The organism is Maricurvus nonylphenolicus (assembly GCF_042854845.1).
Lineage (GTDB): Bacteria > Pseudomonadota > Gammaproteobacteria > Pseudomonadales > Cellvibrionaceae > Maricurvus > Maricurvus nonylphenolicus.
Genome location: NZ_AP031498.1, coordinates 3,625,887 through 3,651,092 on the forward strand (window position 1 = coordinate 3,625,887; position 25,206 = coordinate 3,651,092).

Below are 25,206 nucleotides of genomic sequence, written 5' to 3' on the forward strand. Positions count from 1 at the left end.
TCCCATGAATACCTATTTAGTACTGACCATTATCAGTGATGACAAGCCCGGTGTTGTGGAAACCTTATCACAGACCGTTGCCGATCATCAGGGTAATTGGATGGAAAGCCGCCTGACACACCTGGCTGGCAAGTTTGCAGGTATTCTGCGGGTTAATATCGATCAGGCTCAAAAAGCATCATTGGAACAGGCGCTTGCCGCCCTGTCTGCCCAGGGTATTCAGGTTGTCGTCACTGAGGGCGAAGGCGAGGCCGCTCAAGCCAACAGTGAAACCACACAGGTGATTCGCTTCTCGCTGATGGGCAGTGACCGCCAGGGCATCGTCAAAGAGATTGCACAGGCCTTTAGCAGCCACAAGATCAATGTTGATGAACTGGATACCCATTGTTCCAGCATGCCCTGGTCTGGTGAGCCTATGTTTACAGCACAAGGTTTGCTATCGGTACCTGCCTCAGTGGATATTGATGAGCTTTCTGAACAACTGGACGAAATTGCCGATGAGCTGGGTGTAGACTTTGAACTGGAAGCCGTATCAGCTGAAGCTTAATCAATGCCTGTACAGGATCAGGAACAGCAACTGGAGCAGGATCACAGCCTGCCCGTAACAAGTCGCTATAGCCTGGTAAGCCAAGCGCCACTGACTCTACTCCTGGGGCTGGCCTTGGCCTATATTTTCAGCCCGCTATTTCAATTCCATTTTGGCCCACTGGGCTATAACGATGCGCGAGTCATTGAGATCGCAGTCATCAGCGTAGCCAGCCTGGGTTTTATCTACCATCTCTTTTTTAAACGCCATCTGTTAAGCAGTACCATGAGCTGGTATTGGCTGGGTTTGTTTGGTCTGGCCTGGTTATCGCTAAACCAAGCCCCCTACTTTCAGGCCGGTTTGCAGGAGCTGGGGCTCTACGCGGGCCTATTAATGGCTATCTGGGTTGTAGCCCACGAAACCAGACAACTGAGCAACAAACAAATCCAGGCACTAACCACCGTACTGGTACTGGCTGTGGTCACCATCTATGCCATGCAATTTCTGGTGTATTATCTTGGCCAGCTATTATTGCAAGACACAATGAGCAGCAAGGTACTCTTACCAAACTTCCAAAACCCGCGTTCGTTTAATCACAGCCAAGCCTGGCTCATGCCTGTGGCAGCCTGGGCTATTTATTACCTATCAAGCCGCAATCGCCTTTACTACCAGGTCGCGCTTGTGATGGTCGCGCTCTGGTGGGTGATGCTGTTTTACTCCAATGGTCGCGGTATTTTGTTATCTCTCATGAGCAGTGGCGTAGCTTTATATGTCCTCTGTCCACAAGAGAGAAAGCGCATTCTGCGCCCACTGCTGGGTACCCTGCTGCTGGGTATTGGGCTTTATCTGTTGTTATTTCTGGGGATCCCCAAACTCATCACATTAATCACCGGAGAAGGCAGTAGCTTAAGCACACTCTATAGTGATCGACTGCAACAAACACACAGTGGTGGCCGCAGTGAATTATGGCAAGCCTCACTCGCACTGTTACAACAATATCCCTGGTTAGGCATAGGCCCGCAACATTTCCCTGCCGCCCTTGAAGGCTTGGGATCGCCGCATAATATGGCCTTGGCAACAGCCGTCGAACTGGGTGTTCCTGCACTGTTGTTGCTGGCATTTATCCTGGCGAAGAATCTACTTAGCTCCTATCAGCAATACCGTCAGGGCCCTACGCCATTGCAGGCCTCCTTACTTACTGCTGCTGTTTGTGCGCTGATCTATAGCAACCTAACCGGCATTGCACTCACCCCGGTAAGCCAGCTATTGATGGTCCTTATCTGTGGCTTGCTTCTGGGCCTCAAGCAACAACACTCTACAACTACACCAGGCAATCAAAAGGTTTGGCTGCTGTTTTGCAGTTTATTGGTAGTCTTGTGGGCAAGCAGTTTGTGGCTAAGTGTTGGTAACCTGATGGCAACGGATACATCACTGTATGTTCCAGGTCAGAATCAGCCGCGCTTCTGGCTCAACGGACACTACTACTATTGATGAACTCAGAGAAAGAACTTTAGGACAGGAATAATGGAGTAGCTGCCTGACCATCTCAGGCAGCCACCCGGTAAGGTGTGGAGTGGACGGCCATCCCTAGCTGTCTTATTGTTTTTGTTATGGGGGCGCAGGTTACAACCCCATAATGACAGCAACATGACAGGAAAATGACAATACGCTTTAAACCATTTATTAAATTATGCCTTTAAGCAGAATCCCCACACCATAGGCCATAAAGGCCGCCAAGCCCCCCACCAAGAAAGTCTCCAGGCCTGACCAATACCAGGTTTGCTCGACATATTGGGCTTTGCAAATACCAATTAGGAAGAAAGCCAAGCCAGTAATAATGCTGCTCCAGAGAAAGGGCTGGGCGATAAGATCAGGGATCCCCCAGTTGAGTAGAAAGGTTGCCAGAGGCAGAATGCCGGCTAGCATAAATGCCAGGAAGGTCACTGCCCCGGCCCACAATGGATGAACAACTTGCAAACTAAGGCCATGCTCTTCTTGCAACATGGTCTCAACCCAACGCTCCCGATCCTCGGTAATCACACTGACAACCTGTTCAAGGTTGTCGCCGCTAAAACCCTTGGCCGCAAAGATCTGCCGAATTTCTTCCCGCTCCCCTTCCGGGTGAGAGTCAATTTCAGCATATTCATCGGCGCGGGCACGCTCACGACGCTGGTTCTCAGCCCGGGTACCGAGGAAGTTACTGGCGCCCATACTAAACCCATCGGCAAGCAGATTCGCCAACCCCAGTATGATTATGACACCACTGGATAAACCGGCACCCGCAACACCGGAAACTACCGCAAAGGTTGTTACAGCACCATCAATGGCCCCGTAGATGCTGTCCTTTAAATAGACTTTGGCAGGGCCGGCTTGCAACCTCTCGGCAATCGCGCCGGGGCTATGATCGTGCCAAACTCTGGCGTTGTGCTTTTTCGCTCTCTTACTAAAAAGCCACAACATAAACCTGCCTCACATTACCTGAACTGTTCTTGCCAATAAATAATGCGGTCGTGGCCACGGTAATTACCAAAACTGATATTGGCGGAAGGTACTGCGGTATCATCGTCTTGATCAACATTCTGATTCCAGTCCGATCTTAGCCAGGGTAGTAAATTCAGGTCCACATCCAAGGGGAAATTACCTGTAGTGCTAGGCGCAGAGAAGATCAATCCCGCTTCACCATTTACCATAAAAACGTCTGTTGCCGTAATTGTAGTAAAACTGCCTGTAGTCGTTCCCGAACCAACAGAAGCATCCAAGTTAACATCAATACCTTCACTGTCGAACTCAATAGCAGTACGGGGAATACTGGTACAGCTGTCATCCGTATTCAGAAGGTATTGAGCTCCCTGCCAATATTCCGTTTGAAATGGAACCGGTAAAGATGCCGACTCAGGCCCATGGGTACTGCGTGTTACCAAGCGACCAAAACGGGCGTCCAGTGTTCCACCGATTTCTCTAAAGGTACAATCTGTTGCTAATACACAATTGTTAGGATCATCGGCTTCATCGGGATGCATATCCAGGCTGCCCAAATCCACACCATCAATATCACTGATATTGATGCCCAATTGTAATTGAGCATAGGGGCCATCGATAAGAGTATCACCACTGATCGCATCAATTTTACGGGCAAAGGTCACGCTGGTATCACTAAAATCGGCAACCCCATCATCCCAGACAACGGCATCTACATCGATTACCCGAACACTCAGGTCTTCACCATCATCATTGTGCTCAGCTGCATAATTTATGGTGCCAGTATTGTACGTCAGTTCCAAATTATCGTAGTTATCAACGACGCTTCCCTGTAAATTACGTGCTTCCAGCTCATAGCTAATATCGATCCCTTGATCAGAGAAATAAGAAAAGTTACCCGAAGAACAGCTGTTATCTGTTGAATCACTTATCAATACAATCGCAGCAGGATAGAAACGACCAATATTACCCGAAGTGGTACCTGTTACATCCCCTGCCCCCAGATAATCACTATCAGCGATGGATCCGTAAGCTGTAAATGTACCGACTTGATCCCAACTTATCGTTGTTGTTTCAAATTCCCCCGGTGTGCTGGTTACAGTAAAACTGGAAGCGGAAGTCAAACTACCGCTATTACCACCCGCGGGATACACCAAGCTATCAATATTGATCAGTATGCCTTCCGCACCGGGTGGGTTATTTTCATTGCCAAAGTTTGGTGTTCGATTGCCGCTGGCATTGCGGGCTTCAACCAGCATACGAAACGCTGTACCTGCGGGTAAAAACCCCGAACCACTACCGATGGTGCCAGGGTTAGCTATTGGTGTGGCATCGTTGCTCTCAACAAGGGTTATGACAAAGTCGCTGGGCTTAAATACAACAGCACTGGAAGACCCCAGCATATCAACGCCTGAATCTGTACTATCATCGTTCAATATGTCGTACTGTGCATGCAGCGATACCGCACCGGCATCGGGATAGTTCATCGTTAGAGCAGCTTTGGAATCAGTACCAAAACGTAAGGTAACGTTGGAATAAGCACTGGCACCAGTACCACCATTATCGTCAATGGTTGCCAACGCGGTGGTATTAGCATTGTTGGTTACCGATAACTGCTCACCCGCACAGGTAGACGGGTTGTTACATTCAGCACCTAAGCGCATAGCAACATCTGCACCATTGGCAAAGACACCGGCACAATCCCCGGTATCCGTATCGGTACGGATAGCCTGTAAAAAGAAACTGCCACTGGTCGTGCCAGACTCCTGATGAAATTCGTTCGCTTCGCCCAAACCTATTCGATTATCACTGCCATCAACAAAGCGGAAACCACTATCAAAAAACTGGATATCGGGATCTTCCCCACTGCCTTCACTACCACCATCTACATCGATATTTACCGGGCTAGGATTAATGGCTACAGTGGTGTGATTAAATTGCAAAGTAACAGTATCGTTGGTATCAAAAGTATAGGTAGCATTACCGCCACCACTGTCAACCACACTCCCCACATCAGGGTTACTCCAGTAACCTACCCCGGTTGATGTCGACAAGTTTATCGTTGTACCTGTACCGGGGGCCGTTGGGTTATCACTGGCATCATGCCCGATAATAGTGACACTGGAAGCTTCGCAGGTTATCCCGGTCCCATCGCTGAATGAACTGCCGCCATCGAAACTGATAGCATAGTGATCAACTCCTGTAGCAGCACAAGGATGGGTTTCCAAATAAATTGCAGACACTTCTGCAGCACTCAGGGCCCCAGAATAAACGCGAAGCTCATCGATTTGCCCTTCAAAGGCATCATTGGAGAAAACGCTGGAGGAGGTATTTTTCGTACCTACGGTCAACACCGAACTGTTGGTTGATAAGGTATCAGAATCACTGCTGCTGTTATCAACACTGCCATTGAGGTAGAGGACCTGCTCACCATCCTTATAAGTTGCTGCGACATGAACCCAAACATCTTCTGAAAGGGTTGCAGAACTGGTCAGGTTTCCCCCATTCCAGCTTAACTCAAGCCTACCGCTGGTATTGGCCACTAGACGGTAGTTATAGGAACTGTCGCCTTTTGAAATAATGGTGTCGTCAAAGAAATTTAAAAACGAATAGAGGTCAATGGGCCTAATCCATGCGGTAATGGAAAAGCTTTGATCCATATCCAGAAGATTATCGTCAGCCACCTGAAAACGATGCGAAGTACCGTTAAAGTCGCCATAACGACAAGTTCCTGGATTGCCACTGCGAGCAGGATTACTGTCATTGGTATCCAGACCATTATAGGCCTGGCCATTCAGGTTATTGCCACTATTATCAACGACCTCATTGGGAGAGCCAGCCCATGCTGACTCATCCATTCGCCACTCGGCCACAAGGGTTGCCGGTAGTGATGCCTCACAAAAATCATCAAAATCGGTATTCGTAATAGCAGTTTCATCAAAAGTAATTCTTGAGCCGCTATCCATAATCAAGTCTTCACGAGCCGTTGCGGAGCCTGTAATAACTGCATTCTTTTTGATATCGATTTTCTTGCGGGAATAAATCACCGCGTTAACCAAAACGCCTTCATCAATCACTATGTCATCACGCGAGTAGATAAATAAGCGCCTGTCTCCAGCAAGGGCATTGATCTGTGAATTCTTTTTGATATCAATCGATTTTTTGACATAGAACCTGACGGTGCCAGGTCCGGAGATGACAATCTGAGCCCCTTCACCAATAGTCGCCGAATCCTTAAAACGATACTCTCCCGGAGATAACACTAATGTTTGGTTATCCCCTAAATCCAACTTATTGTAGGAGCCTGGAGCAAGTGGAGAATCCGATTCATCGACATTGGAACCGTTAGGAAAATTATTGAAATCACCAGAGGCAGCAGTAGTATTTAGATCGATACAGGCCTGAAAATCACATGCGGCATTGTGAGTAACAAGATCTCTTGAATAGATTTCCCTATTGCCTGTGTTCAACAGCACAGCGGGTGGGCCATCCTTAATCTCCAGCTTGCCACCATTACCGCTGTTTTGGGCAGCATTGGGAAAGACATCGTCACAATCTGCTGCGTAAGTTAACGGGGCTAGTAATGCCCCGGCAGATAGCGCAAGCCTGGCAATCATTGACTTGATCATGGCGCCGGCCCCTCTAATCGAGAAGCTACCTCAACAACCCGATTGGCGTTAATAATATTGTCACCACATTGCCCCGTACTGGTGATCGAATAAAAACTGATCGTATTGGCAGGCAAGTCATTGGTAATGCCACAGGTAATATCAGCCGAACAGTTATTTAGCCCTGCCGCCGAAAAGCTGATCGATGATCCATTAATCACCCCACAATTGGCGTCCACGATAGTTCTCGTAGGCACTGCAGTCGTTGAGTAAAAGAGACGATTCATCGCATACTGTGCTCCGGATTCAGCCGCATAAAAGGATGCCACAGAAATCGCCTCCTGTACGGTGGCATTACCGGCCTGACTGGTAAATCGGGTTAGGGTTATCGCCACCCCTCCTAGAATCACCATGATAAAAATAGCCACAGGCATAAGAAAACCCTGCTGACTACTTTTTAATCGCTTATATGGCTTGCTAGGGCACATTACGAATCAGTGCCTCCCGGTTTAAGGTTACAGCCTCACCGCCACGGCGAAAGTCGAACTCCATGGCTACCAGAGTATTTCTGTCCTCCGAGCCTGTAGATACCGAAAAAGGTGTTACAGTAGTCACATCATCAGCAACTATGTCTCCACCAGCAGGACTAACGGAACCACTATCACTGTAATAGCGGATTTGTGACCCCGTATAACAAAATGCCTGTGCGTCATGCGCCAAAAAGAAACGGTGACTGATAGAGTTACGCAGAAAAGTGTGCGATGAGAAGTTTAAGGTTGTACCTGTATCGCCTTCAGCCAGGGTCGAGCTTAGAGCAACCTCTGCAGCACTGCCACCATAAACCTCAGCTACAGATAATGGGGCAATAAATAATCGAGAAGCCGAACCAAAATCAACACGGTAACCACCGGTAGACAAGCTGCTAACAGCAGGCGCACCATTATCAGCATCGGGGACTTGCCCAATATAGTTACCACCACCAGCAACAGGAATAAATTCTATGCAGGCAAAACCACTTAATGTTTGAGTGCGAATACTATTGGGAACTGAAGCCCGTAATTGACGGCTCATCCGCTCTAAGGCCTGACGCCCCTGAGCAATCAGGCGCCCTCGCTCAATACTTCGGTTATAACCCTCAATAGTATCCGCAATAAATTGCACACTGAAACCACCAATAATACCCAGAACCACAATTACAGTAACCAGTTCAATAAGCGTAAAGCCTCGCTGACGGTTCATAGCGCCCCCTAGAAATTTCCTCTATAGGCACTGATAACCGCTTGGCCTCCACCATCGGAATTAGCTGTCACTGTAATACGGCGAAACTGGTTATTTTCTCCAGGAATCAGACCAAGTTCCTGGCCCGCGTCAGTCACTTCGACGGTGATAGAGCAGTTATCCAAAGTTATGTCAGTGGTACCGTCATAATCACCAATATCATTAAAACTGGATTCTGGGCTTATGCCTGTGCAATTCTCCCAAGCGGTAGTCTCTGCCTCTTCACTACCACAGGCAGGTATACCGCCTGGAGGACTATTATGATCAAACTTGCGCCCCCAAATCTGGTCCATCTTTGCTTGCGCACATTCCAGGGCCCTGGCTTGAATTATCGGATCAACATTACGGCTATTGGCCTGATCGACAACACCCAACAAAGCCAATAATGCTATCGCCACAACGACGATAAAGACAATCATTTCAATTAAGGTAAAACCTTTATGGCTGCAATATATAGTATGCATAGCCAGATGCCGTAAGCTGGATTTGGGCACTACTTGAGCCACTAGATATTGTTAATACCGCAGTATTGGTTCTACCCAGTTTATCAAAAGTGTAAGGGCTTCCCAGTGTTGCTGAGAGATTAACATTAGACGGTAAGGGTAACGGATAAATTACACTGCCATTAACCAGTGGCGTACCGTTTTCCTCTACCGAAATTTGGCTAGCCGAGAAAAGAAAACGTATGGTGTTGGTATCACTGGCACGGGACATAGCGACTTGCTGTGCAAAAAACAAAGCCGCGATAACATCATCACGGCTTGTTTTCACATTAGATATATCTTGTGAAAAGAATCGAGGACCTATGCTAAGCCCTATAATCGACAAGATTATAATGATCGCGATCAACTCAATTAACGTGAAACCAAGTTGGCGTACCACATCTGGCCTTTAAGAAAGCTATTAAAAATCAGGTACTAGCGGCACGATAAGCGATAAATGTAGCGTCAGGCGCATCTCCAGCATCATACGCATCATTATCATTGGAATCAAAAGACACAGTACAAGCCTCAGAATCTCCTTCAGCAGCACCAATAGCATTTCCGGTTTCGATATAGTAACTATCATCAAGCCCACCATCTAAAAGAGCTGCGGCATCATCACAGTTAGTTACGTCAGTCACGGCCGTTGTTGTAGTGAGTCCAGCATCATTAGCTATATTATTAGCATGATTAAGAGCAGAGGCAGATCCCAACGCACCAGCTATACCTTCCACTGCCGCCTCTTCTGCAGCAGCGGACAAGTCCACAAAACGCGGCACAGCCGTAGCCGCAAGAATTCCTAGAATAACAATTACGGCGATAAGCTCAATTAGCGTAAAGCCAGCCTGTTCCTTATTCATATTCACCTCAAATTGGCAGATGTTTAACAGTTTATCGCCATCCTTTAGCAAAACTTAAGGGCTTTATACCCCTTCCAATAAAATACTTATGCAATTATGCAATTAAGTATATCGCTTAATGTGCATTAGCAACCTTACTAATCACTTTTCCGTTAGACGGAAAATATTCAAAATAATAATTTTCAGAACTATTAGTTATTAAATGATACTGACAACTAGGATTTCCCTTTCCCTTTGTATAGTAAGTAAAACCTTTCTTTGGTTGATCAACCGTCAAATTGGCTGGATTTTGAAACAATGCATGCCAAAGATGGAAGCAGTTATCCTTGATGCTATCCGGTTCCAGCTCTACAACACCTTTAGGCCACCCGCTTTGGCTAAACAATATCTGTTCACCTTGTAGCTCAACCTCAGAGGGCTTTCCCTCAGTAATCCACTGTGCATGCAGTAAAGCAGCCACTGTCGCAAAGCGATTCGCCAGCAACTCGACACCGGCCTTTTGTGAATCCTTCAGAGCTTGTGTGTAGTAACCAACACCAATAGCAACAATGATACCTATTACGATGGATACCACTATCAACTCAAATAGTGTAAAGCCCTTCTGCTTAAGGTGATTCGCCTCCATGTCCTCATCACTATTTTTGAATGCTGTACATTTCCCACATCGGCAAAAAGATTCCCAATGCCAGCACTAAAACGAACCCAGCCATAATCACAATCATAATAGGTTCAATTTTATCACTAAGGGATTTCAAATCGTAATCGACCTCACGTTCATAAAATCCTGCCGACTCAGTCAGTAAAGCATCCACCTGACCACTCTCTTCACCAACGGCTATCATTTGCAACACTAACGGGGTAAACATATCGCTATTGTGGTGTGTTCTTAGCAGGCTATCACCTCGCTCTACGCCCTGTTTAATAACGACAATTTTTTGCTCAAGAAAAGGGTTATCCACCGCTCTGGAGCTTAGATCCAATGCCTGGGTAAGGGGTACACCAGCCTTTAACATCAAGGCAAAACTGCGGGCATATCGGGCCATCAGTGCCCGATAAATGATATCACCAACCAATGGTAACTTGAGTTTCTTTTCCCCCCAAAACAGCGCACCAGCAGGCGTTTTAATGTAGCGAGACCATGCTACCCACGAGCCTATCAATACCACTAAAATATGCAGCCAATAAGCAACAAAGAAGTTTGATGTGCCAATCAAAACCTGGGTTGCTAAAGGTAATTCAGCATTAAATTTCTCGAACATAGCCGCAAATGCCGGAATCACCATCACATTTACAACCCCTAACCCCACAGCTAAAGCCAAGAGTACAAAACTGGGATAGCGTAGTGCGGTTTTAATACTATTGGCAGTTTCCAGCTCTCGCTCCAAATAGATACTTAGCTGATCAAAACTGTTTTCCAATTGCCCACTATCCTCACCCACCTTAACCATGCTGACGAACATATTGTTAAAGATATCCGGATAGCGGTGCATAGCCACTGATAACTGCATACCGGTTTCCAAATCAGCAGCAATCGACTCCAACACCTCTCTCAGCCGGGGATGACTCATAGAAGCCTGCAAGCCATAAATCCCCCTAATCAGAGGAATACCCGCTTTGGTAATGGTATAAAGCTGGCGACAGAGGATCACCAGGTCTTCGACCTTGACCTTATTCTGCCCGGAGATTTCCTTCCAGGTTTTCTCCAGGTCGCTGGCCGTTTTACCGGGCTCGATTTTAATCGGCGTGACACCACGCCCCATCAACTGGCTAGCCACTGCCTCTATCGAAGGCGCATCAACACTGCCGGTTACGGCTTGTCCATGGCTGTCGCGGCCTTGATAGTCGAATGCAGGCATGATTTAGGCCCCGGTAATCTCGGTTAGGCTTTCATCTTCAACCTGCGCTGATACTCGCAGGACTTCCTCCAGTGTTGTAACTCCCTGTAGGGCAAAATCGAGGGCGCTTTTACTTAGCGGGCGATAGGTTTCGCACTGGTGGGCCGCTACGTTAAACGCTTGCACACTGGACTCTCGCAGTGCATCAGCCATGGGACGGTTGATTTCGAGCAATTCAAATACACCCACCCTGCCTCGGTAACCGGAGTTATAACAGTGTGGGCAACCGCGCCCCTTGCGCAAATTTGCCCATTGCTCTTTGGGCACCTGCCGTAACAGTTGTGCTTCATTGGCATTGGGTTCGTAAGCGGTAGAACAACTCTCACAGACTTTTCGCACCAAGCGCTGGGCGATGATGGCTTTTAATGAGGCAGCCACCAAATAGGAATCTACACCCATATCGATCAGACGCAGAGCCGATGTCACCGCATCATTGGTGTGCAAGGTAGACAGCACCATATGGCCGGTCATTGCCGCCCGCAAAGCAATTTCAGCCGAATCGCTATCCCGAATCTCACCAACCAGCAGAATATCAGGGTCTTGACGTAGGGTTGCCCGTAATACCTGGCCAAAACTCAAGCCAATCTTTTCATGTACTTGAACCTGGCTGATACGGGGTAAGCGATATTCCACCGGATCTTCTACGGTAATAATCTTTTTATCCGGTGTATTCAGCTCAGACAGAGCACCGTACAGTGTTGTTGTCTTACCACTACCTGTAGGACCGGTCACCAGTACCAGACCGTGCGGACGGCGTATTAATTGTCGAAAACGCCGAATAAAATCTTCTGGCATACCGACATCAGGTAAAGTCATCACCCCGGCTGTATGATCCAGTAAACGCATAACCACCGATTCACCAAACTGTACCGGCATGGTGGAGATACGCACATCAATATTGCGGTTTTTCACCTTGAGGGCAAAGCGGCCATCCTGGGGCAAACGCTTTTCTGAAATATCCAGTCCCGACATCAGCTTTAAACGTACCACCAGTGCTGCAGCGATACGCTTTTCATTCATCACCTGTTCGTTGAGCACACCATCAATACGCTGGCGGATACGCAACACGGTTTCATCCGGCTCGATATGGATATCCGATGCCTTGGTATTAATCGCTTCTTCAAATACTTTTTGCAACAAACGCACAACCGGTGCATCGGTATCAGCCGCGTCGGTAACAATATCCGCAAGGTCGACACCGGTTTCTTCCAGCTCCTCTTCCAGCTCTTCGGCGATAGAAGCGATTTCACTGGCCTGACTATAGGCAATATCGAGAATATCGAGCAGCTCTGACTCACGCACTACCGCGGGGTTGAGCGGTTTGTCGATATGTTTGGCGATTTCATCCAGACAGAAAATATCAGTGGGGTCCGACATGCCTAGCAAAAGCCCTGTGTCGGTTTCCTGCAGGATCATAACCCGATAACGACGGGCAATCGTCTCGGGCAACAACTGCACCAACTCACGATCGAAGCTGAAATGTTTGAGTTCGACAAAGGGATAATTTAACTGTTTGGAAAGCAGATTAAGGAGTTGGTTTTCTTCAATATAACCAAGCTCAATTAACGCGCGCCCTAATTTACGCCCGGTTTTCTTTTGTTCTTGCAGGGCGAAATCCAACTGATCAGGTGTAATCAGCTGCTGTGCGACCAGTAAATCACCAATACGGATACGCTTGGGCGCATTCATCTCTTATCTCTGTTCTATTGTTCTTTCGTTTGTGCTGGCGCAGATAACGCCGCTATGCGTTGTTTTACATAGCTGATATAGGAGTCATTCGGCTTGCTATATTGCAAAGCCTTTTGGAAAGCTGTCAGGGTAGGATCGGTCAAACCCAAACTATCGAGGGACACCGCTAACCCCAGCCAATAAGACGCCTGGGTGGGTTCCAGATTAATGAGGGACTGATAAAGCTTAATCGCTTTATCGTTTTGCCCTCGCTGATGATGCAACCCTGCCTGCAGCGCATAATAGGCTGGCGCCTCGGCCAGAGGTGGGTTCTGAGATTCCAGAGCACGCAGCGCTCCCTCGAGATCCTGTCGTTTAATCAGAACCTGAGCAACCATATAGGAAAACTGAAAACCCGGTAGATGCTGAGAGCGATTTATTAAAGCCTCTGCATCATCCAAGCGATTCTGACGTAAATACACGGCAAACAATTGGGTCAGAGATTCTACTGATTTGGGGTTTTCCTCAAGGAAACGCGATAGCAGCTGTTCGGCGGCTTGATATTGCTCATGGCTAATTAACTGCTCCGATTTACTGGCAACCAGCCTGTCCCTTTCCTGCAAACTCGGTTTTACGCCCGCATTTTGACTTGGCTCAGGCTCTCGCTTAACCGGCTCAAAAGCTTTCATGATTTTGTTGAGTTTATCAGCTTGCTCTTCTTCCTTGACCATAGCCAGAAGTGCCTGCAATTCTTCCTCATTTGCGCCAACTTCACGGGCTTTCTGTGACAATGTGGGCACAGCATAGAACTCTCCACGCTCTATCAAACTTTTGATAAAGCCCAGATAACGCTGGCGAATTTTTTCCAATCCTTCTAAGGCCTTTTGGTTATCCGGTTGCAGAGCCAGAACCGCCAGGAAGCGATCATAGGCATTATCCCCAGGTGGTGTTGTCAAGCGATCAACAGCAAACGCTTTTTCAGCCTCTATCAGTAGCTCCTCTACGGTAACCACTTTGGGTTGCGGTGGAGCTTCTGGCGGCTTTTCCTCGGCAAGCTCAACCACTTGATTACGGGGGGTGTTTAAGTCCTGAGGAGACGTAGTGGAAACAGATGACTCTTCAACCACTTCAGGCTCAACCTCTTTGGCGAGTCCCTGGACATCTGCCGCCAAGAGCTCCTCAGATGCATTCGTTTGACTTGCATCTTGAGTAGTTGAATCGGTAAACACCCACCAGGCCAATATCAGGCACAGGAGAAATACCGCCCCCGTCATCATCCACAACATACCCATCCCCGCCTGTCGACGGTGACGCTGCAAGTACATTTCTTCGATCTCGGTATCATTTACCGCATCTGCATCCGATTGATTATGCATGGCGATTTTCCCCGAGTCAGTCAGCTCAGTGGAATGACGAGTTTCAAGGTCCTTGAGCATTTCATTCACAACACTCATACGATACCTCCCCACCAATGTGGTAGTGCAATCATCAACATAGCTGACAAACCGCCAACGGCGGGCCACATTAAATGCCAGCGCAACGCCAGTAATTTACCCAGACGAGAGCTCTCTTCTGTATCGGCAATGGCTTTGGCGGCGTGGAAGGTCGAGACAGTCTTCTCTCCTCTACCATAGGCTACCAACAGCGCCTTATGACTCATCACATTGATTAAACGAGGTATCCCGCGGCTGGCCTTGGCAATCATCCACATAGCCAAAGGTGAAAAAGTCTCTGGATTTCCTTCAGCAGCCTGTAGTCGATGGCGAATATAATGGGCAACGCCTTTAGCGGTAAAAGGCTGCAGGTATTCAGAAAACACAATGCGCTGCTTTAGCTGACGTAAATCTGAACGACTTAATAGCGTATCCAATTCAGGTTGTCCCAGTAGGACAATCTGTAACAGTTTTCTTTTTTCAGTTTCCAGATTAGTTAATAAGCGCAGGGCCTCGATAGTTTCGCGAGGCATGGCCTGGGCTTCATCAATCACCAGGACAACTTGGCGACCATGACGAGCCAGTTGCAATAAACGCCTGTAGATAGACACCATTAGCTGATGAGCAGGCATGCTTTCCGTGTACTCTGCACGAATCTCATGCGCGACAAAGGCTTTTAGCTCATCAGGGGTTAAATAGGGATTGGGGATATAGGAGGTAATAAAACGCTTATCCAGTGACGACAGCAACTTTCGGCACAGGAGGGTTTTACCTGTGCCAACCTCACCAACAACTTTGATAAACCCCTCGCAATGCTTAAGGGAAATCAGCATGGTATTAAGGGCATCGCGATGACTTTGTTTGTTAACAAAGAATTGGGTATCCGGTGTCAGCGAAAATGGTTTTTCACCTAAACCAAAAAAGTCTTTATACATATCCTTACCCGCCTTTACCCTTCAACTTGCAACGTCACATCAAGATCAGTTGAAGACCTTCCGGTAGTTATCACTAATAGATTTGATGCGGTTTTGGCTTTCATTGACCGAGTTTTTCCAGGCATCATCGTCAACTACAATAGGACGCATCAGGATGACTAACTCCGTCTTAAACTTGCGATGATTTTTGGTTTTGAACAAAGTATTCACGACCGGGACATCACCGATCCAGGGGCGCTTACCTTGAGACTCAGAGCTGGTTTCCTGCATCAATCCACCAAGCACCACCACCTGGCCATGCTTGGCACGCACAATGGAGTCCGACTCTCGGATCTCCCGCACAGCCAGAGGAATTGAGAACTTGCTATCCCCCAGGGTTAACTCCTTAATCTGATCTTCCACCTGGGTTACCATCGGATGGATATGCAAAATCACATCGCCATCATCGGCGATCTGTGGCGTTACATCCAAGGCAATGCCACTAAAGAACGATGAGAGTTCTAAATCCGGTGTACTGGTTGTCGAAGACGCGTTAGAGACTGTATCAGTAGACAAGCCCGTAACAAAAAACTCATCGTTACCCACACGAATAACCGCCTTTTGGTTGTTGACGGTAGAGACCCTGGGGCTGGATAACACCTGCACAGCGCCCTGGGTTTCCAGCAAATCCAACAGGGTAGAAATATCATCAACTTTTATCAGCGAGGCAAAGATTTCGCCGACTGATTCAGATGCCGTAACAATCTCATTGGGCGATTCAAACTCACTGACATTTTTGCCTAACAGAATCTGACCATTAATGGCAGACCAGTTAATACCGGCCTCGAACTGATCGTTAAGTCGCACTTCCAGGATTTTGGTTTCTAAAATTACTTGGCGCCTTACACTCAACTCTGAACGTTCCAGAAAATCGCGTACACGGTGCAATTCTCGAGGTAATGCTTTCACCACCACCAAGCCTGCCAGCGGGTTCACCATAACCATGCGATCGCCGCCGGAACCACCCAACATCGCTAAAATGGTTTCCTGCAAGCTGGACCAGAAGTCGGTTTTATTCAGGGTTTGAACACGAGCCCCCGGTGAACTGCCTCCCTCACCGGAAGAGCCCTCTTCTCCCCCCAGGTAGCCCAACAGATTGGGATTACTGTCCGCATTGCCTGAGCCGGAATCGCTGTTATTGTCATCATCGTCAGAAGAGATTTTACCAATCAACAGACTGGTATCAGAAACGCCTACACGCTGTACATCCAGGTAGTTAACCCGGAAGATCGCCGTAGTCAGCTTGCGCGGATAGATACTGTAAATAGCACCACTGAGTTTGTATTCGTAACCATAAATATCGCGACAAACGTCAAGTACTTCCTCGATGGTGACGTTGTTGAGTTCCAGGGAAATAACGCCCTCCACCTCAGGATGAACCACGACATTGGTGCCAGTCCCCGACACCAGACTCAAGAAAAACGCACGTGCAGAGATATTATCAACGGATACATCAAAGCGCTCGGCCTTGCTCATATCCACTTTGGGCATACTTGAGGAGCTGGGCGAAGACAGAAGTACATTGGAGACAACATCAGGGGCTGGGGGCTGATACTTATTGGACTCATCGACGACGTTCTGCATCTGCCGCTCGACTTCCAGCTGGTTATCGACAGACGTCATAGTGCCACCGTGTTGCTGACATGCATTCAGCAACAGTGTGATCACCACTACGCCAAGCCGTAGCCAGTTAGCCATAATGCCCCTATCAAGCTGTTGACTGTCCAATATTCTTTCCTAATCCCTAGGCCGGATTTTTGGCCTTGGCGGGCTTTTTCACCTGCGCCCGCATAATAAGTTCTTGTTCTTTGCCGTTTATCAGTACTCGCACCCTTCCTGGTTGGATTTTGACGACCCGCGCCCCGTTAATCACATCCTGTTCTTTTACCTGCTTACCATTTATAACGGCGAATTTGCGATCTTCTGAAATCAAAACTGAATGCAATGACAAAGACGCCAACCCTTCTGTTTCGGCCTTAAAGCGCAAAGGTTTAGTGGGATCACGCATGGCACTATAATCAGCAGCGACCACACTGCCCATTAATGTGCTGAAAAACAGGGCCAATACGCCCTGTTTAACAAGCTTTAAGCTACTAGCCACTAAACACCCCCTCTTCCGTTGATAGGGTGTAGACATTGAGTGTTACCAATGCCTTGGGATAATCATCGACCTCGTAATCGAGAGAATGCCAATAAAAACGCCACTTCAGCCCTTCCAGGGCCTCTAAATACTCCAGCACTTGAAAATAACTGCCACGCACTTGTAATTGCACCGCATGCTTAAATACACCAGTACTGGCCAACGTCCCCTCTTCATCGCTGCTCTGGCCATCAACAACCTGAGCTTCGAGCTTGAGGTTAGTGACCGGCAAGGTTTGCATACCTAATAACTGCAGCTGACTGGTTTGCCGCAAAACATCCTGCAGCAACACAGGTAACTGCTTGGCAGGCACCAGGCCAACAGATAGGGTGGTTAACTCCGAATCCAGCGATAGCAGTTGCTGCTTTAAGCCTTGTAAACGCTGCTTTAAAGCTTGATCCGGATCTTTATGTAAGCCAGCCAACAGCAGCGCCTGCTGACTTTCCAGATTTTGAATATCCTGTCGCAATTCCGATTGCTGCTGCTGTAACACTTTGGTTCGAGCATCAACAGGGTCGAGTACCAATAATTGCAACAACATGTAAACAATCACCACCAGAGTTAACACAACCAACACCTTTTCGCGCTGGCTAAACTGGTTATAGCGGGTTTGCCACTGCTCAAGCGTCATCGCTACTGCCCTCCTTCACTGGCTGTAGCTAGTTCACGCCCTAAACTAAACTGCAACTCCTTGGAAGGTCGACCATTAACCTGACGAGCCATCTGCAACTGGCCAAAGGTGGTACCACGAAAATTTTCTTCTTCCTGTAACAACTCCAAAAAGCGCGGCACGGCTGAAGCCTTGCGTGTAACCCCCTGTAATTCCACATGCGCACCACCACGGCTTAACTGAAAACTGCTCAATGCCACCTCTTGACCAATTTGTCGCGAGAAACCGTGAAAATGGCCGGAAAAACCTCGAGCATTGCCCAAATTCTGCCCAGTGATGATGCGGCGAACCACTCCACGGGCAGCAACCCTCTCTTCCAATGCATCCACTTCTTTTTGAATAACCTCGGCACGGCTTTTAGGTGCGCTTTGACGCAATTGGGTCACGGTGGTTTCCAGCTGCTGTTTTTGTTGTTCCAGAGCAGCAATGTCATTTTCCATGCTCATATTGCCGCCGAAGCCGATTAACGCCAGTAACAACACAAAACCCGCTACCACAGCACAAGCCACCGCAGCCATATTCAAAGACAGCGGATCGAACTCTTTGCGCAACTCCGGTAAATAGAGGTTTACCTCTTGCCGGAAGGGTTTCTTCGCGTTAACTACTTTGGACTTCGCCATGCTACCTATTCCTACAGGACGCCGTCAGGCGACCTCGGGCCTGCGTAAGGCACCGCCAATGGCGGTAGCACACAGTTGTAACAGGGCATCATCAACGTCTCCGTTAAAGGACAAAGACGAAGACATATCAAGCACATCCACATTGGCAGTCAGGCTATTACGGATGCTATCGGTGATTTTGTCAGCGGTGATATTTTCACCGCACAGATAAATTGCGGAAGGTGGCGCTTGCCCCATCTGGCGTTCGTAGTAATCCAGTGAACGCTGCAGCTCCAGAACCAACTGATCTTCGGGAAGGTCATCTAACAGGCCACCGTTATAGGGCAATTCAAACTGCCGAGATAAATACAAACTGCCATGGCGTAACAAACTCAAACTTCCCCGCCCTTGTTGCAGTTTTACCAGTGCCAAGCCCCGCTGGTCATCCGCAACGGATTCAGCCAGGTTGCGTAAAGCCAGCTCAGTGACGTCGATATACTGCAATGTCAGATTGGCATCTTCGATCAGACGAATAGTTTCCATCACCGTTTCAGACGGTGTTGTCACCACATACAACATGGGTGTACCGGAACGGCTACTGTCTTTTGGCAAGTGGAAAATATCGATCAAGGTTTGATCAAGCGGCGTTGTGACCAGATCTTTAATGCGCCAGCGCACAGCCTCGCGCATTTCTTCGGCCGGAACATTGGGGGCCTCAACCAGTAACAGGTTATATTCGTGAGGGGGCAACACCACATTGCAGGCACAACCGGTCAACCCCAACTCTTCGATACGATGGCGAAATTGCTCTTCGGGCACGTGCCCATCCTGATTTAACAGAAATTCGCACAGGCTAAGCTTAGTGGCTCCGCCTTCAACATTCGTATGTGCAAATGCCAGCCCTTCAGACCCGATTTCAACGCCAACCAGGCCCTTCGACGATTTGTGCCAAGGGCTCCAACGCGCCAGTGCGGCGGGCAGGTTATCACTCATTCCCATAAGCCTTTCTCGATTGACATACCTTCTTTCAGCTTAGCCGCAAATCCAAATAACTCTAATTTATAATCGGACTGAGACACATAACCTTTAGCGCAGAGTGCACTTTTGGCTTAAAAAATGCGTGAAAAGTTATACCAAGGGAAAAACCGAAGGAATTTCAAGAGGAAAGCCCTGTCTTTTAACAGGGCTATTAGAAGTTTTAAATGACAAAAAGCGTTAACTGCCGCCTTCAAATCCTTGCTGGCGCCAGGCTTCATAACTGACAATCGCCACAGCGTTGGAGAGGTTCATGCTGCGACTGCTGGGGAACATCGGAATACGCAAACGATTCTCCGACGCAAAACTGTCCATGACCTCTTGCGGTAAACCCGCAGTTTCGGAACCAAATAACAGCACATCACCCGGCTGGTAACTCAACTGATCATGGGGGCGGCTGCCTTTGGTGGTACAGGCAAAGATCCGCCGGCCTTTTACCGCTTCCAGAAATGCCTCGTAATTGGCATGGCGGCTCACCTTTTCCATATCCGCATAATCCAGCCCGGCGCGACGCAGCTTCTTTTCTTCCAAATCAAACCCTAGGGGTTCAATCAGATGGAGGTGACAGCCGTTGTTGGCAATCAGGCGAATGATATTGCCCGTATTGGGGGCGATTTTCGGTTCAAATAAAGCGAGGTGAAACATAACCGGGTCTGTATAAAAAATTAAAAGTGAAGCGGAAAAAGTGCATTATAACTGAGCTTACTCCCCCAGCGACAAGGCCTCGCCATAACCGCAACTACCGGGGTAGATAACCGCATCGCGATAGCCGGTAACCACGCGGTAGTAACCGCTCAGCGCCTGATCCAAATCAGGGTCATTGGTATCGATCATCAGCGGCCTGCCACCCAGTTCGGTAATTTTGGTTTTGGTGGCAATCACCCAGATATTATCCTTGCCAACACGGCGCAATACTGTCGGTGTCAGCTGCTGATTACCGCGTCCCAGCAAGCAGCCCTGGCGGCCAGTTGCTGTGAGAATAGCGATCACAGGACCTACAAAGCTCGACAAATAGGCTTCTATCTCAGGACCGGATAGATCTTTGCCGACCTGCTCTTCATTGAGCACCAGGTCTATGCCCAACAGCGTATTATCCAAGCCCAGCTGATCCATCAGAGCACGGGGCGTTGTACCAGGCCCCACCAAATACAGGGTATCGTCTTCCAGGTTTTCAATCAGGTCGGCGGCGATATCATCGAGTACCAGCTCTTCAACTTCGCGCCCACCTTCTTTGGTTTGCTGAACAAACTGCCCGACTTCCGGCACCAGCATATCGCCGTAATAGCGGCTCTTCACCACGCCTTCACGGAAGGCTACCTCATCGATATCCCGTACTTCCTGGCTATTGAGGTCAACCAATTGGGCATTAAGCATCAGTTTGATCACTTCGGCTGCCGCTTCGGGAGCTACCGCAAAAACCCCTGAGTGCATTTTTACCCCGGAGGGTAATCCCAGCACAGGGATACGCTCACCGACAACACTGCAAATATCCCGAGCGGTACCATCGCCACCCACAAACAGAATCAAGTCAACGCCCTGTTCAGCGAAGGCTTCAGCAGCACGCCGGGTGTCGTCTGCCTGGCTGGGCTCTGCCTGCGCCTGACCAATCACCTTGGCGGCAATGCCTGCTTGCTGAAGCACAGATTCCCCCATAGCTCCGGCAAAGGTCACAAGCTGCAGGCGCTCACGAACAGAAGTAAGTTGCTGCAAACAGCGCAGAGCGCGGGATTCGGCACGTAATTCTCCACCGCGGGCCAAGGCTTCATCCACCGTTGCGGCCCCATCACTACCCTTCAAGCCGGTAGGCCCCCCAATGCCCGCCATAGGGTTTATGACCACACCAAGACTCAACTTTTGGATTTTTTCCACACCAATTCCTTACCACCAAAAGAACACTTATTAACCACAGTGTTCATTATTAAATCATGCTTGTTAGTTCTAACTTACACCTAAACCCCTAACCAAAGAGCTTATTCAGTTTTTATCTAATACTTTCACCCGATTTCAACTCTGGCGAGAAAAGCCCTTCCTATACTTATTCATGAAGCTGTCATCTTACTGAAGTTTTGTCACTTAACTGTCATACAGACTGATTAAAGTGATCGCAGTAAGTAACAACACGAGCGGGCCACAAGCCTTATTTGAACTATGGAAGCCATCGCCATGAACACTCAACCACAGTGCCAAAACGCGACTACCGTTAAGGCCATTAACTTTAATGGTGGAGCAATTATCGATGCCCAGGGTCGGGAAATCCCGATCACAGAAGCCATGGTTCAACAAGCGTTGCGTGTCGCAGCTTTTCAGGAACGACCTCAATTAGAGGTTGTTTCTTCTCTCAAGCAAAGTGCTTGAATGGTTTTACTTGCTCTCTCTCCTCAAGCCTAGGGTGCTAACAGATATCAGTCAGTTTAAAACCCATAGCCGCTAGCAGATTGCTTAGCGGCTTTTTTTCTGTCTGCGTTTTTGTCCCAGCATGAATAAATTCTATCTCCAAGGCGGCTTGTTCAGGCGTTAACTTCACCTGCCAGTGGCGAAATTCTCGCCGCTCTGGATAGTGTTTGCGCAACAAATCGAAACCCAGGCAACGTGCTTCATCGCTTTCGCTTTGTACAACCATTTCTCGCAGACGCTTGTCATCGTCTCGGATGTTATAAGCCCCCAGAATTACTGTTTGAAGTAACTCCCCGACGCAGAGATTTGAATTCAATGCTGTAAGATCAACCTCTAATCCGGCAGCCGCCAAACCATTATTTTCAGCAGCAGCGGCAAGCCCTAAATGATCACATAAGGCTTTATAAATCATGGCCGTACCGGTGACCTTGCCATCCAGACTGTAACCGGCGATATGCGGGCTACCCAGCTCAACAGCCTCCAGCAAACGAATATCCAAACCTGGTTCAGGCTCCCAGACATCCAGCGCAATGCGTAAATCCGGACGCTGTGGCAGCAGCTTCAGCAATGCCTGATTATCAATAACGGCACCGCGCCCCGCGCTGATTAAGGTTGCTCCTGTGCGCAATTGCGATAGTTCAGCCTCCCCCAGTAGATGAAAGCTGGGGTGATCGCCAGACTTGGTCAGAGGCGCATGAACACAGACAATATCGGCTGACAAAACCTCTTCAAGACAGGTTAAATCTTCGATGCTCTCGGATGCAATCAGTGGATCATACACTCGGCAATGCAAACCGAGACTTTTCAACTGGCGATAGAGATGGCCACCCACATTACCGCAACCAATAATGCCAACTTGTGATTGCCACCAGGGCACCTCTAAGGCGGCCAAGGCACTAAACACATATTCAACCACCGAGTTGGCATTACAGCCCGGCGCACTGCTGTAGGCAATGCCTTGTTGCTGCAGATAATGGATATCCAGGTGATCGGTACCGATCGTACAAGTGCCAACAAACCGTACTGGAGTATCAGTTAGCAGCTGTTCATTCACAGGGGTAACTGACCGCACCAATAAAATGTCTGCATCCAACAATTGCTCACGCTGAAGCTGGCGACCGGGATAGCGAACGATTTCGCCCAGGTGGCCAAAGTAGGTTTCCACCGCCGGAATATTTTCGTCAGCAACAATCTTTAAAACGCTTTTATTCATCGTCGATATGGCTCAGCTGGCGAAGTTTATTTAACAGACGCGGGAAGCCCATCCGCTGACAGAAATCTTCCAGCGGCGCAAAAGGCTGAGGTGCCAGTTTCAAATCATTGGCCGTCACCCCCAACGGAATGTCACAGATAATCTCTGCCAAGGCACGAGACATAGCAATCTGCTCGCTGGCATCAATCAGTTTATCGACAAGCTTGGCGCCGCCGCGAATCCCCAGGTTTGGGATTTCATCGATCTTTTCAAAAATACCGATAATATCCTGCCCGTGGGCTAACAACGCCTGTGCCGTTTTAGCGCCGACGCCAGCCACGCCGGGAATATCATCGATACTATCACCCACCAGCGCCAGGTAATCCACCATCTGCTCTGGATAGACACCGAACTTGTCATAGATATCCGGGCGATAAAAGCGCTGATCATTGGCTTTATCCCACAGGAAATCCTGTTCACGGCGCAGTAACTGGCCCAAGTCCTTATCCCGGGTTAACACTGCAATAGGTTCTGGGTGATCGGCCAATACTGGCATCAAACTGCCCAATAAATCATCGGCTTCGTAGGTTTCACTGCCAAAACTGGCAATACCCAACAGCTCAGATACCTCTCGGCAGGCTGCCAATTGAAATGCCAGGGCTTCGTCGGGCTGGGCGCGACTCGATTTATAATCCGGGTAAATCTCATTACGAAAGCAGGTATCCAGACTTTCATCAAAGGCTGCAGCAATAAATTCAGGCTGCTCGTTCGATAACAAATCAATCAAAAATGTGGTGTAACCGTAAACGGCAGCCGTGGGATAACCCTCTTCGCTAAACCAGTTATCAGGTAGTGCAAAGTAGTAACGAAAAATATAGATCGATGCATCGATCAAACAAGCAGGCGTTTGCGACATTTACAGGTTTTCTAATTGATAGTGATGAGGGGCGAAAGGATTCTCTACGCCATAATGTTTTGCCAAGGCCAGAGCAAATTGTTGCGGGCGTACAGGCAAACCCTGCTGACAATACGCCAACACCTGCTGGTAAATATTGGCTTTAAAGCTTTCACTGGCCCCCAGGCCCGCTTCCAGATTATCGGCACTGACCCGAAAGTGGTATCCACAAGCCACTGAAAAAATCCACTCCATGGCCTGAGGTTTAATTTCTACCTGTTCAAATTCCTGCTGTTGTTCCTGACTGCGACCATCCGGAGCGTACCAGTAACCATAATCCACTTGCTGACGGCGCACATCGCCAGCCACGCACCAGTGCGCAATCTCATGCAAGGCGCTGGCGAAATAGTCGTGGGTAAACACAATGCGATGAAACTGTTCGTCTTGATCCGCAGGCAAGTAAATAGGCTCTTCCCCACCACCGACAAGTCGAGTGTTATACGGTGTATCGAAAGTGCGATTAAAACACTGCACCAAATCCGCTGCACAGTGATTCGCTACAACCGGCTGAACTTTTTCCATTGCCGTCATTCAGAAACCTCCGAAACCTCAAAATGGGCTTCATGCTCCAGGCAAGGGCTCTGAACCAACTGCTGGAAATAGTCAGGTGACAGGAAAGGTTCACCGGCTAATAGATGATCTAAATACCAGCGTGCAGGCAGCAAGCCTTCACTGATCATGCTGCGATTGGCCACATAAACCCAAGCCTGTAAAAGTCCTATCTCCGTCTCGATACCATAGAGCTCACGGCTATAAAGACGAGGGGTTCCCTCAAACGGATCCATCTTAACGATCTCATCAGTGTCAGCCAGCTCATAAATCACCCCTTCAACATGGGTATCAGGGCTATAGATCACATTGGCATAAGACCTGTGAGGGGCATCGGCTGCACGCTTGTTAAATGCCAGGGCATAACCCCGCAAAACACCGCTGTAGGCCTCTGAAAACGCCAGCCCGCGGGACTTCATGCGGTCCGGATTCATATTGGAACCATAGGCAAAATAATACTTGCTCACCCG

General features: G+C 48.5%; 26 protein-coding genes. 3 read left to right on the forward strand and 23 right to left on the reverse strand.

Going from position 1 to position 25,206, the window contains the following annotated elements:
• Positions 1 to 4: 4 nt before the first annotated feature.
• Positions 5 to 547 (forward strand): glycine cleavage system protein R, encoded by a 543-nt coding sequence (locus ACGHZ6_RS15805; RefSeq protein WP_390614959.1) that lies wholly within the window; start codon positions 5 to 7, stop codon positions 545 to 547.
• A gap of 3 nt (positions 548 to 550) precedes the next feature.
• Positions 551 to 2,017: an O-antigen ligase family protein gene (locus tag ACGHZ6_RS15810; RefSeq protein WP_390614960.1), complete on the forward strand. Its 1,467-nt coding sequence runs from the start codon at positions 551 to 553 to the stop codon at positions 2,015 to 2,017.
• 192 nt (positions 2,018 to 2,209) lie between these two features.
• Here ACGHZ6_RS15810 and ACGHZ6_RS15815 read toward each other — a convergent pair whose 3' ends face one another.
• The 19 genes from ACGHZ6_RS15815 to ACGHZ6_RS15905 all read right to left on the reverse strand — a co-directional run bounded on the left by ACGHZ6_RS15815 (position 2,210) and on the right by ACGHZ6_RS15905 (position 21,515).
• Positions 2,210 to 2,986, reverse strand: a complete 777-nt coding sequence (locus ACGHZ6_RS15815; RefSeq protein ID WP_390614961.1) for a VIT1/CCC1 transporter family protein — start codon at positions 2,984 to 2,986, stop codon at positions 2,210 to 2,212.
• A 14-nt stretch (positions 2,987 to 3,000) separates the two neighbouring features.
• Complete coding sequence (locus ACGHZ6_RS15820) at positions 3,001 to 6,633, reverse strand: DUF6701 domain-containing protein (RefSeq protein ID WP_390614962.1); 3,633 nt, start codon at positions 6,631 to 6,633, stop codon at positions 3,001 to 3,003.
• Entirely contained in the window at positions 6,630 to 7,046 is a 417-nt protein-coding gene (locus ACGHZ6_RS15825; RefSeq protein ID WP_390614963.1) for a hypothetical protein, read from the reverse strand. The genes ACGHZ6_RS15820 and ACGHZ6_RS15825 overlap by 4 nt, the downstream gene beginning before the upstream one ends.
• A 43-nt stretch (positions 7,047 to 7,089) precedes the next feature.
• Positions 7,090 to 7,851 carry a type II secretion system protein gene (locus ACGHZ6_RS15830; protein WP_390614964.1) on the reverse strand — a complete coding sequence of 254 codons (762 nt, stop codon included), beginning with the start codon at positions 7,849 to 7,851 and terminating at the stop codon, positions 7,090 to 7,092.
• 8 nt (positions 7,852 to 7,859) lie between these two features.
• Positions 7,860 to 8,354: a prepilin-type N-terminal cleavage/methylation domain-containing protein gene (locus ACGHZ6_RS15835; protein WP_390614965.1), complete on the reverse strand. Its 495-nt coding sequence runs from the start codon at positions 8,352 to 8,354 to the stop codon at positions 7,860 to 7,862.
• On the reverse strand, positions 8,329 to 8,661 hold the full coding sequence (locus ACGHZ6_RS15840) for a hypothetical protein (RefSeq protein WP_390614966.1): 333 nt from the start codon (positions 8,659 to 8,661) through the stop codon (positions 8,329 to 8,331). Before ACGHZ6_RS15840 ends, ACGHZ6_RS15835 begins: the two co-directional genes overlap by 26 nt.
• Before the next feature lie 139 nt (positions 8,662 to 8,800).
• The gene (locus tag ACGHZ6_RS15845; RefSeq protein WP_390614967.1) at positions 8,801 to 9,232 is read right to left on the reverse strand and encodes a type II secretion system protein; all 432 of its coding nucleotides are present in this window, start codon (positions 9,230 to 9,232) and stop codon (positions 8,801 to 8,803) included.
• A gap of 115 nt (positions 9,233 to 9,347) precedes the next feature.
• Entirely contained in the window at positions 9,348 to 9,857 is a 510-nt protein-coding gene (locus ACGHZ6_RS15850; RefSeq protein WP_390614968.1) for a prepilin-type N-terminal cleavage/methylation domain-containing protein, read from the reverse strand.
• A gap of 10 nt (positions 9,858 to 9,867) precedes the next feature.
• The gene (locus ACGHZ6_RS15855; RefSeq protein WP_390614969.1) at positions 9,868 to 11,088 is read right to left on the reverse strand and encodes a type II secretion system F family protein; all 1,221 of its coding nucleotides are present in this window, start codon (positions 11,086 to 11,088) and stop codon (positions 9,868 to 9,870) included.
• A gap of 3 nt (positions 11,089 to 11,091) precedes the next feature.
• Complete coding sequence (locus ACGHZ6_RS15860; protein WP_390614970.1) at positions 11,092 to 12,816, reverse strand: GspE/PulE family protein; 1,725 nt, start codon at positions 12,814 to 12,816, stop codon at positions 11,092 to 11,094.
• 14 nt (positions 12,817 to 12,830) lie between these two features.
• A complete protein-coding gene (locus ACGHZ6_RS15865; protein WP_390614971.1) occupies positions 12,831 to 14,249 on the reverse strand; it encodes a tetratricopeptide repeat protein in 1,419 nt (472 codons plus the stop codon).
• On the reverse strand, positions 14,246 to 15,163 hold the full coding sequence (locus tag ACGHZ6_RS15870) for an ExeA family protein (protein WP_390614972.1): 918 nt from the start codon (positions 15,161 to 15,163) through the stop codon (positions 14,246 to 14,248). The genes ACGHZ6_RS15865 and ACGHZ6_RS15870 overlap by 4 nt, the downstream gene beginning before the upstream one ends.
• Before the next feature lie 45 nt (positions 15,164 to 15,208).
• Entirely contained in the window at positions 15,209 to 16,930 is a 1,722-nt protein-coding gene (gene mshL, locus ACGHZ6_RS15875) for a pilus (MSHA type) biogenesis protein MshL (RefSeq protein WP_390614973.1), read from the reverse strand.
• A 16-nt stretch (positions 16,931 to 16,946) separates the two neighbouring features.
• Positions 16,947 to 17,303, reverse strand: coding sequence for a hypothetical protein (locus tag ACGHZ6_RS15880; protein WP_390614974.1), 357 nt, complete (start codon positions 17,301 to 17,303; stop codon positions 16,947 to 16,949).
• Positions 17,296 to 17,973, reverse strand: coding sequence for a type II secretion system protein GspM (gene gspM / locus ACGHZ6_RS15885; protein ID WP_390614975.1), 678 nt, complete (start codon positions 17,971 to 17,973; stop codon positions 17,296 to 17,298). The genes ACGHZ6_RS15880 and gspM overlap by 8 nt, the downstream gene beginning before the upstream one ends.
• A 2-nt stretch (positions 17,974 to 17,975) precedes the next feature.
• Entirely contained in the window at positions 17,976 to 18,632 is a 657-nt protein-coding gene (locus tag ACGHZ6_RS15890; RefSeq protein ID WP_390614976.1) for a PilN domain-containing protein, read from the reverse strand.
• 24 nt (positions 18,633 to 18,656) lie between these two features.
• Positions 18,657 to 19,604: an MSHA biogenesis protein MshI gene (locus ACGHZ6_RS15895; protein ID WP_390614977.1), complete on the reverse strand. Its 948-nt coding sequence runs from the start codon at positions 19,602 to 19,604 to the stop codon at positions 18,657 to 18,659.
• 222 nt (positions 19,605 to 19,826) lie between these two features.
• On the reverse strand, positions 19,827 to 20,291 hold the full coding sequence (locus ACGHZ6_RS15900; RefSeq protein WP_390614978.1) for a tRNA (cytidine(34)-2'-O)-methyltransferase: 465 nt from the start codon (positions 20,289 to 20,291) through the stop codon (positions 19,827 to 19,829).
• A 57-nt stretch (positions 20,292 to 20,348) separates the two neighbouring features.
• Positions 20,349 to 21,515 carry an ATP-NAD kinase family protein gene (locus ACGHZ6_RS15905; RefSeq protein WP_390614979.1) on the reverse strand — a complete coding sequence of 389 codons (1,167 nt, stop codon included), beginning with the start codon at positions 21,513 to 21,515 and terminating at the stop codon, positions 20,349 to 20,351.
• Positions 21,516 to 21,809: 294 nt separating this feature from the next.
• Here ACGHZ6_RS15905 and ACGHZ6_RS15910 point away from each other — a divergent pair, with 294 nt between their 5' ends.
• Positions 21,810 to 22,001, forward strand: coding sequence for a PA1571 family protein (locus tag ACGHZ6_RS15910; protein WP_390614980.1), 192 nt, complete (start codon positions 21,810 to 21,812; stop codon positions 21,999 to 22,001).
• Between the two features lie 37 nt (positions 22,002 to 22,038).
• On the opposite strand, the gene ACGHZ6_RS15915 is transcribed toward ACGHZ6_RS15910, so the two are convergent.
• Genes ACGHZ6_RS15915 through ACGHZ6_RS15930 form a run of 4 tightly spaced genes read right to left on the reverse strand, consistent with a single transcriptional unit; the run spans position 22,039 to position 25,203 of the window.
• On the reverse strand, positions 22,039 to 23,253 hold the full coding sequence (locus ACGHZ6_RS15915) for a 4-phosphoerythronate dehydrogenase (RefSeq protein ID WP_390614981.1): 1,215 nt from the start codon (positions 23,251 to 23,253) through the stop codon (positions 22,039 to 22,041).
• A complete protein-coding gene (locus tag ACGHZ6_RS15920; RefSeq protein WP_390614982.1) occupies positions 23,246 to 24,148 on the reverse strand; it encodes a 5'-3' exonuclease H3TH domain-containing protein in 903 nt (300 codons plus the stop codon). The genes ACGHZ6_RS15915 and ACGHZ6_RS15920 overlap by 8 nt, the downstream gene beginning before the upstream one ends.
• Entirely contained in the window at positions 24,149 to 24,718 is a 570-nt protein-coding gene (locus tag ACGHZ6_RS15925) for an elongation factor P hydroxylase (RefSeq protein ID WP_390614983.1), read from the reverse strand.
• The gene (locus ACGHZ6_RS15930) at positions 24,715 to 25,203 is read right to left on the reverse strand and encodes a gamma-glutamylcyclotransferase family protein (RefSeq protein WP_390614984.1); all 489 of its coding nucleotides are present in this window, start codon (positions 25,201 to 25,203) and stop codon (positions 24,715 to 24,717) included. The genes ACGHZ6_RS15925 and ACGHZ6_RS15930 overlap by 4 nt, the downstream gene beginning before the upstream one ends.
• Between the last annotated feature and the right edge of the window lie 3 nt (positions 25,204 to 25,206).

Coding starts and splice junctions, on each gene's coding strand:
- ACGHZ6_RS15805 (WP_390614959.1), top strand. CDS start 5: ATGAATACCTATTTAGTACTGACCATTATCAGTGATGACAAGCCCGGT.
- ACGHZ6_RS15810 (WP_390614960.1), top strand. CDS start 551: ATGCCTGTACAGGATCAGGAACAGCAACTGGAGCAGGATCACAGCCTG.
- ACGHZ6_RS15815 (WP_390614961.1), bottom strand. CDS start 2,986: ATGTTGTGGCTTTTTAGTAAGAGAGCGAAAAAGCACAACGCCAGAGTT.
- ACGHZ6_RS15820 (WP_390614962.1), bottom strand. CDS start 6,633: ATGATCAAGTCAATGATTGCCAGGCTTGCGCTATCTGCCGGGGCATTA.
- ACGHZ6_RS15825 (WP_390614963.1), bottom strand. CDS start 7,046: ATGCCTGTGGCTATTTTTATCATGGTGATTCTAGGAGGGGTGGCGATA.
- ACGHZ6_RS15830 (WP_390614964.1), bottom strand. CDS start 7,851: ATGAACCGTCAGCGAGGCTTTACGCTTATTGAACTGGTTACTGTAATT.
- ACGHZ6_RS15835 (WP_390614965.1), bottom strand. CDS start 8,354: ATGCATACTATATATTGCAGCCATAAAGGTTTTACCTTAATTGAAATG.
- ACGHZ6_RS15845 (WP_390614967.1), bottom strand. CDS start 9,232: ATGAATAAGGAACAGGCTGGCTTTACGCTAATTGAGCTTATCGCCGTA.
- ACGHZ6_RS15850 (WP_390614968.1), bottom strand. CDS start 9,857: ATGGAGGCGAATCACCTTAAGCAGAAGGGCTTTACACTATTTGAGTTG.
- ACGHZ6_RS15855 (WP_390614969.1), bottom strand. CDS start 11,088: ATGCCTGCATTCGACTATCAAGGCCGCGACAGCCATGGACAAGCCGTA.
- ACGHZ6_RS15860 (WP_390614970.1), bottom strand. CDS start 12,816: ATGAATGCGCCCAAGCGTATCCGTATTGGTGATTTACTGGTCGCACAG.
- ACGHZ6_RS15865 (WP_390614971.1), bottom strand. CDS start 14,249: ATGAGTGTTGTGAATGAAATGCTCAAGGACCTTGAAACTCGTCATTCC.
- ACGHZ6_RS15870 (WP_390614972.1), bottom strand. CDS start 15,163: ATGTATAAAGACTTTTTTGGTTTAGGTGAAAAACCATTTTCGCTGACA.
- gspM (WP_390614975.1), bottom strand. CDS start 17,973: ATGACGCTTGAGCAGTGGCAAACCCGCTATAACCAGTTTAGCCAGCGC.
- ACGHZ6_RS15890 (WP_390614976.1), bottom strand. CDS start 18,632: ATGGCGAAGTCCAAAGTAGTTAACGCGAAGAAACCCTTCCGGCAAGAG.
- ACGHZ6_RS15895 (WP_390614977.1), bottom strand. CDS start 19,604: ATGAGTGATAACCTGCCCGCCGCACTGGCGCGTTGGAGCCCTTGGCAC.
- ACGHZ6_RS15900 (WP_390614978.1), bottom strand. CDS start 20,291: ATGTTTCACCTCGCTTTATTTGAACCGAAAATCGCCCCCAATACGGGC.
- ACGHZ6_RS15910 (WP_390614980.1), top strand. CDS start 21,810: ATGAACACTCAACCACAGTGCCAAAACGCGACTACCGTTAAGGCCATT.
- ACGHZ6_RS15915 (WP_390614981.1), bottom strand. CDS start 23,253: ATGAATAAAAGCGTTTTAAAGATTGTTGCTGACGAAAATATTCCGGCG.
- ACGHZ6_RS15920 (WP_390614982.1), bottom strand. CDS start 24,148: ATGTCGCAAACGCCTGCTTGTTTGATCGATGCATCGATCTATATTTTT.
- ACGHZ6_RS15925 (WP_390614983.1), bottom strand. CDS start 24,718: ATGACGGCAATGGAAAAAGTTCAGCCGGTTGTAGCGAATCACTGTGCA.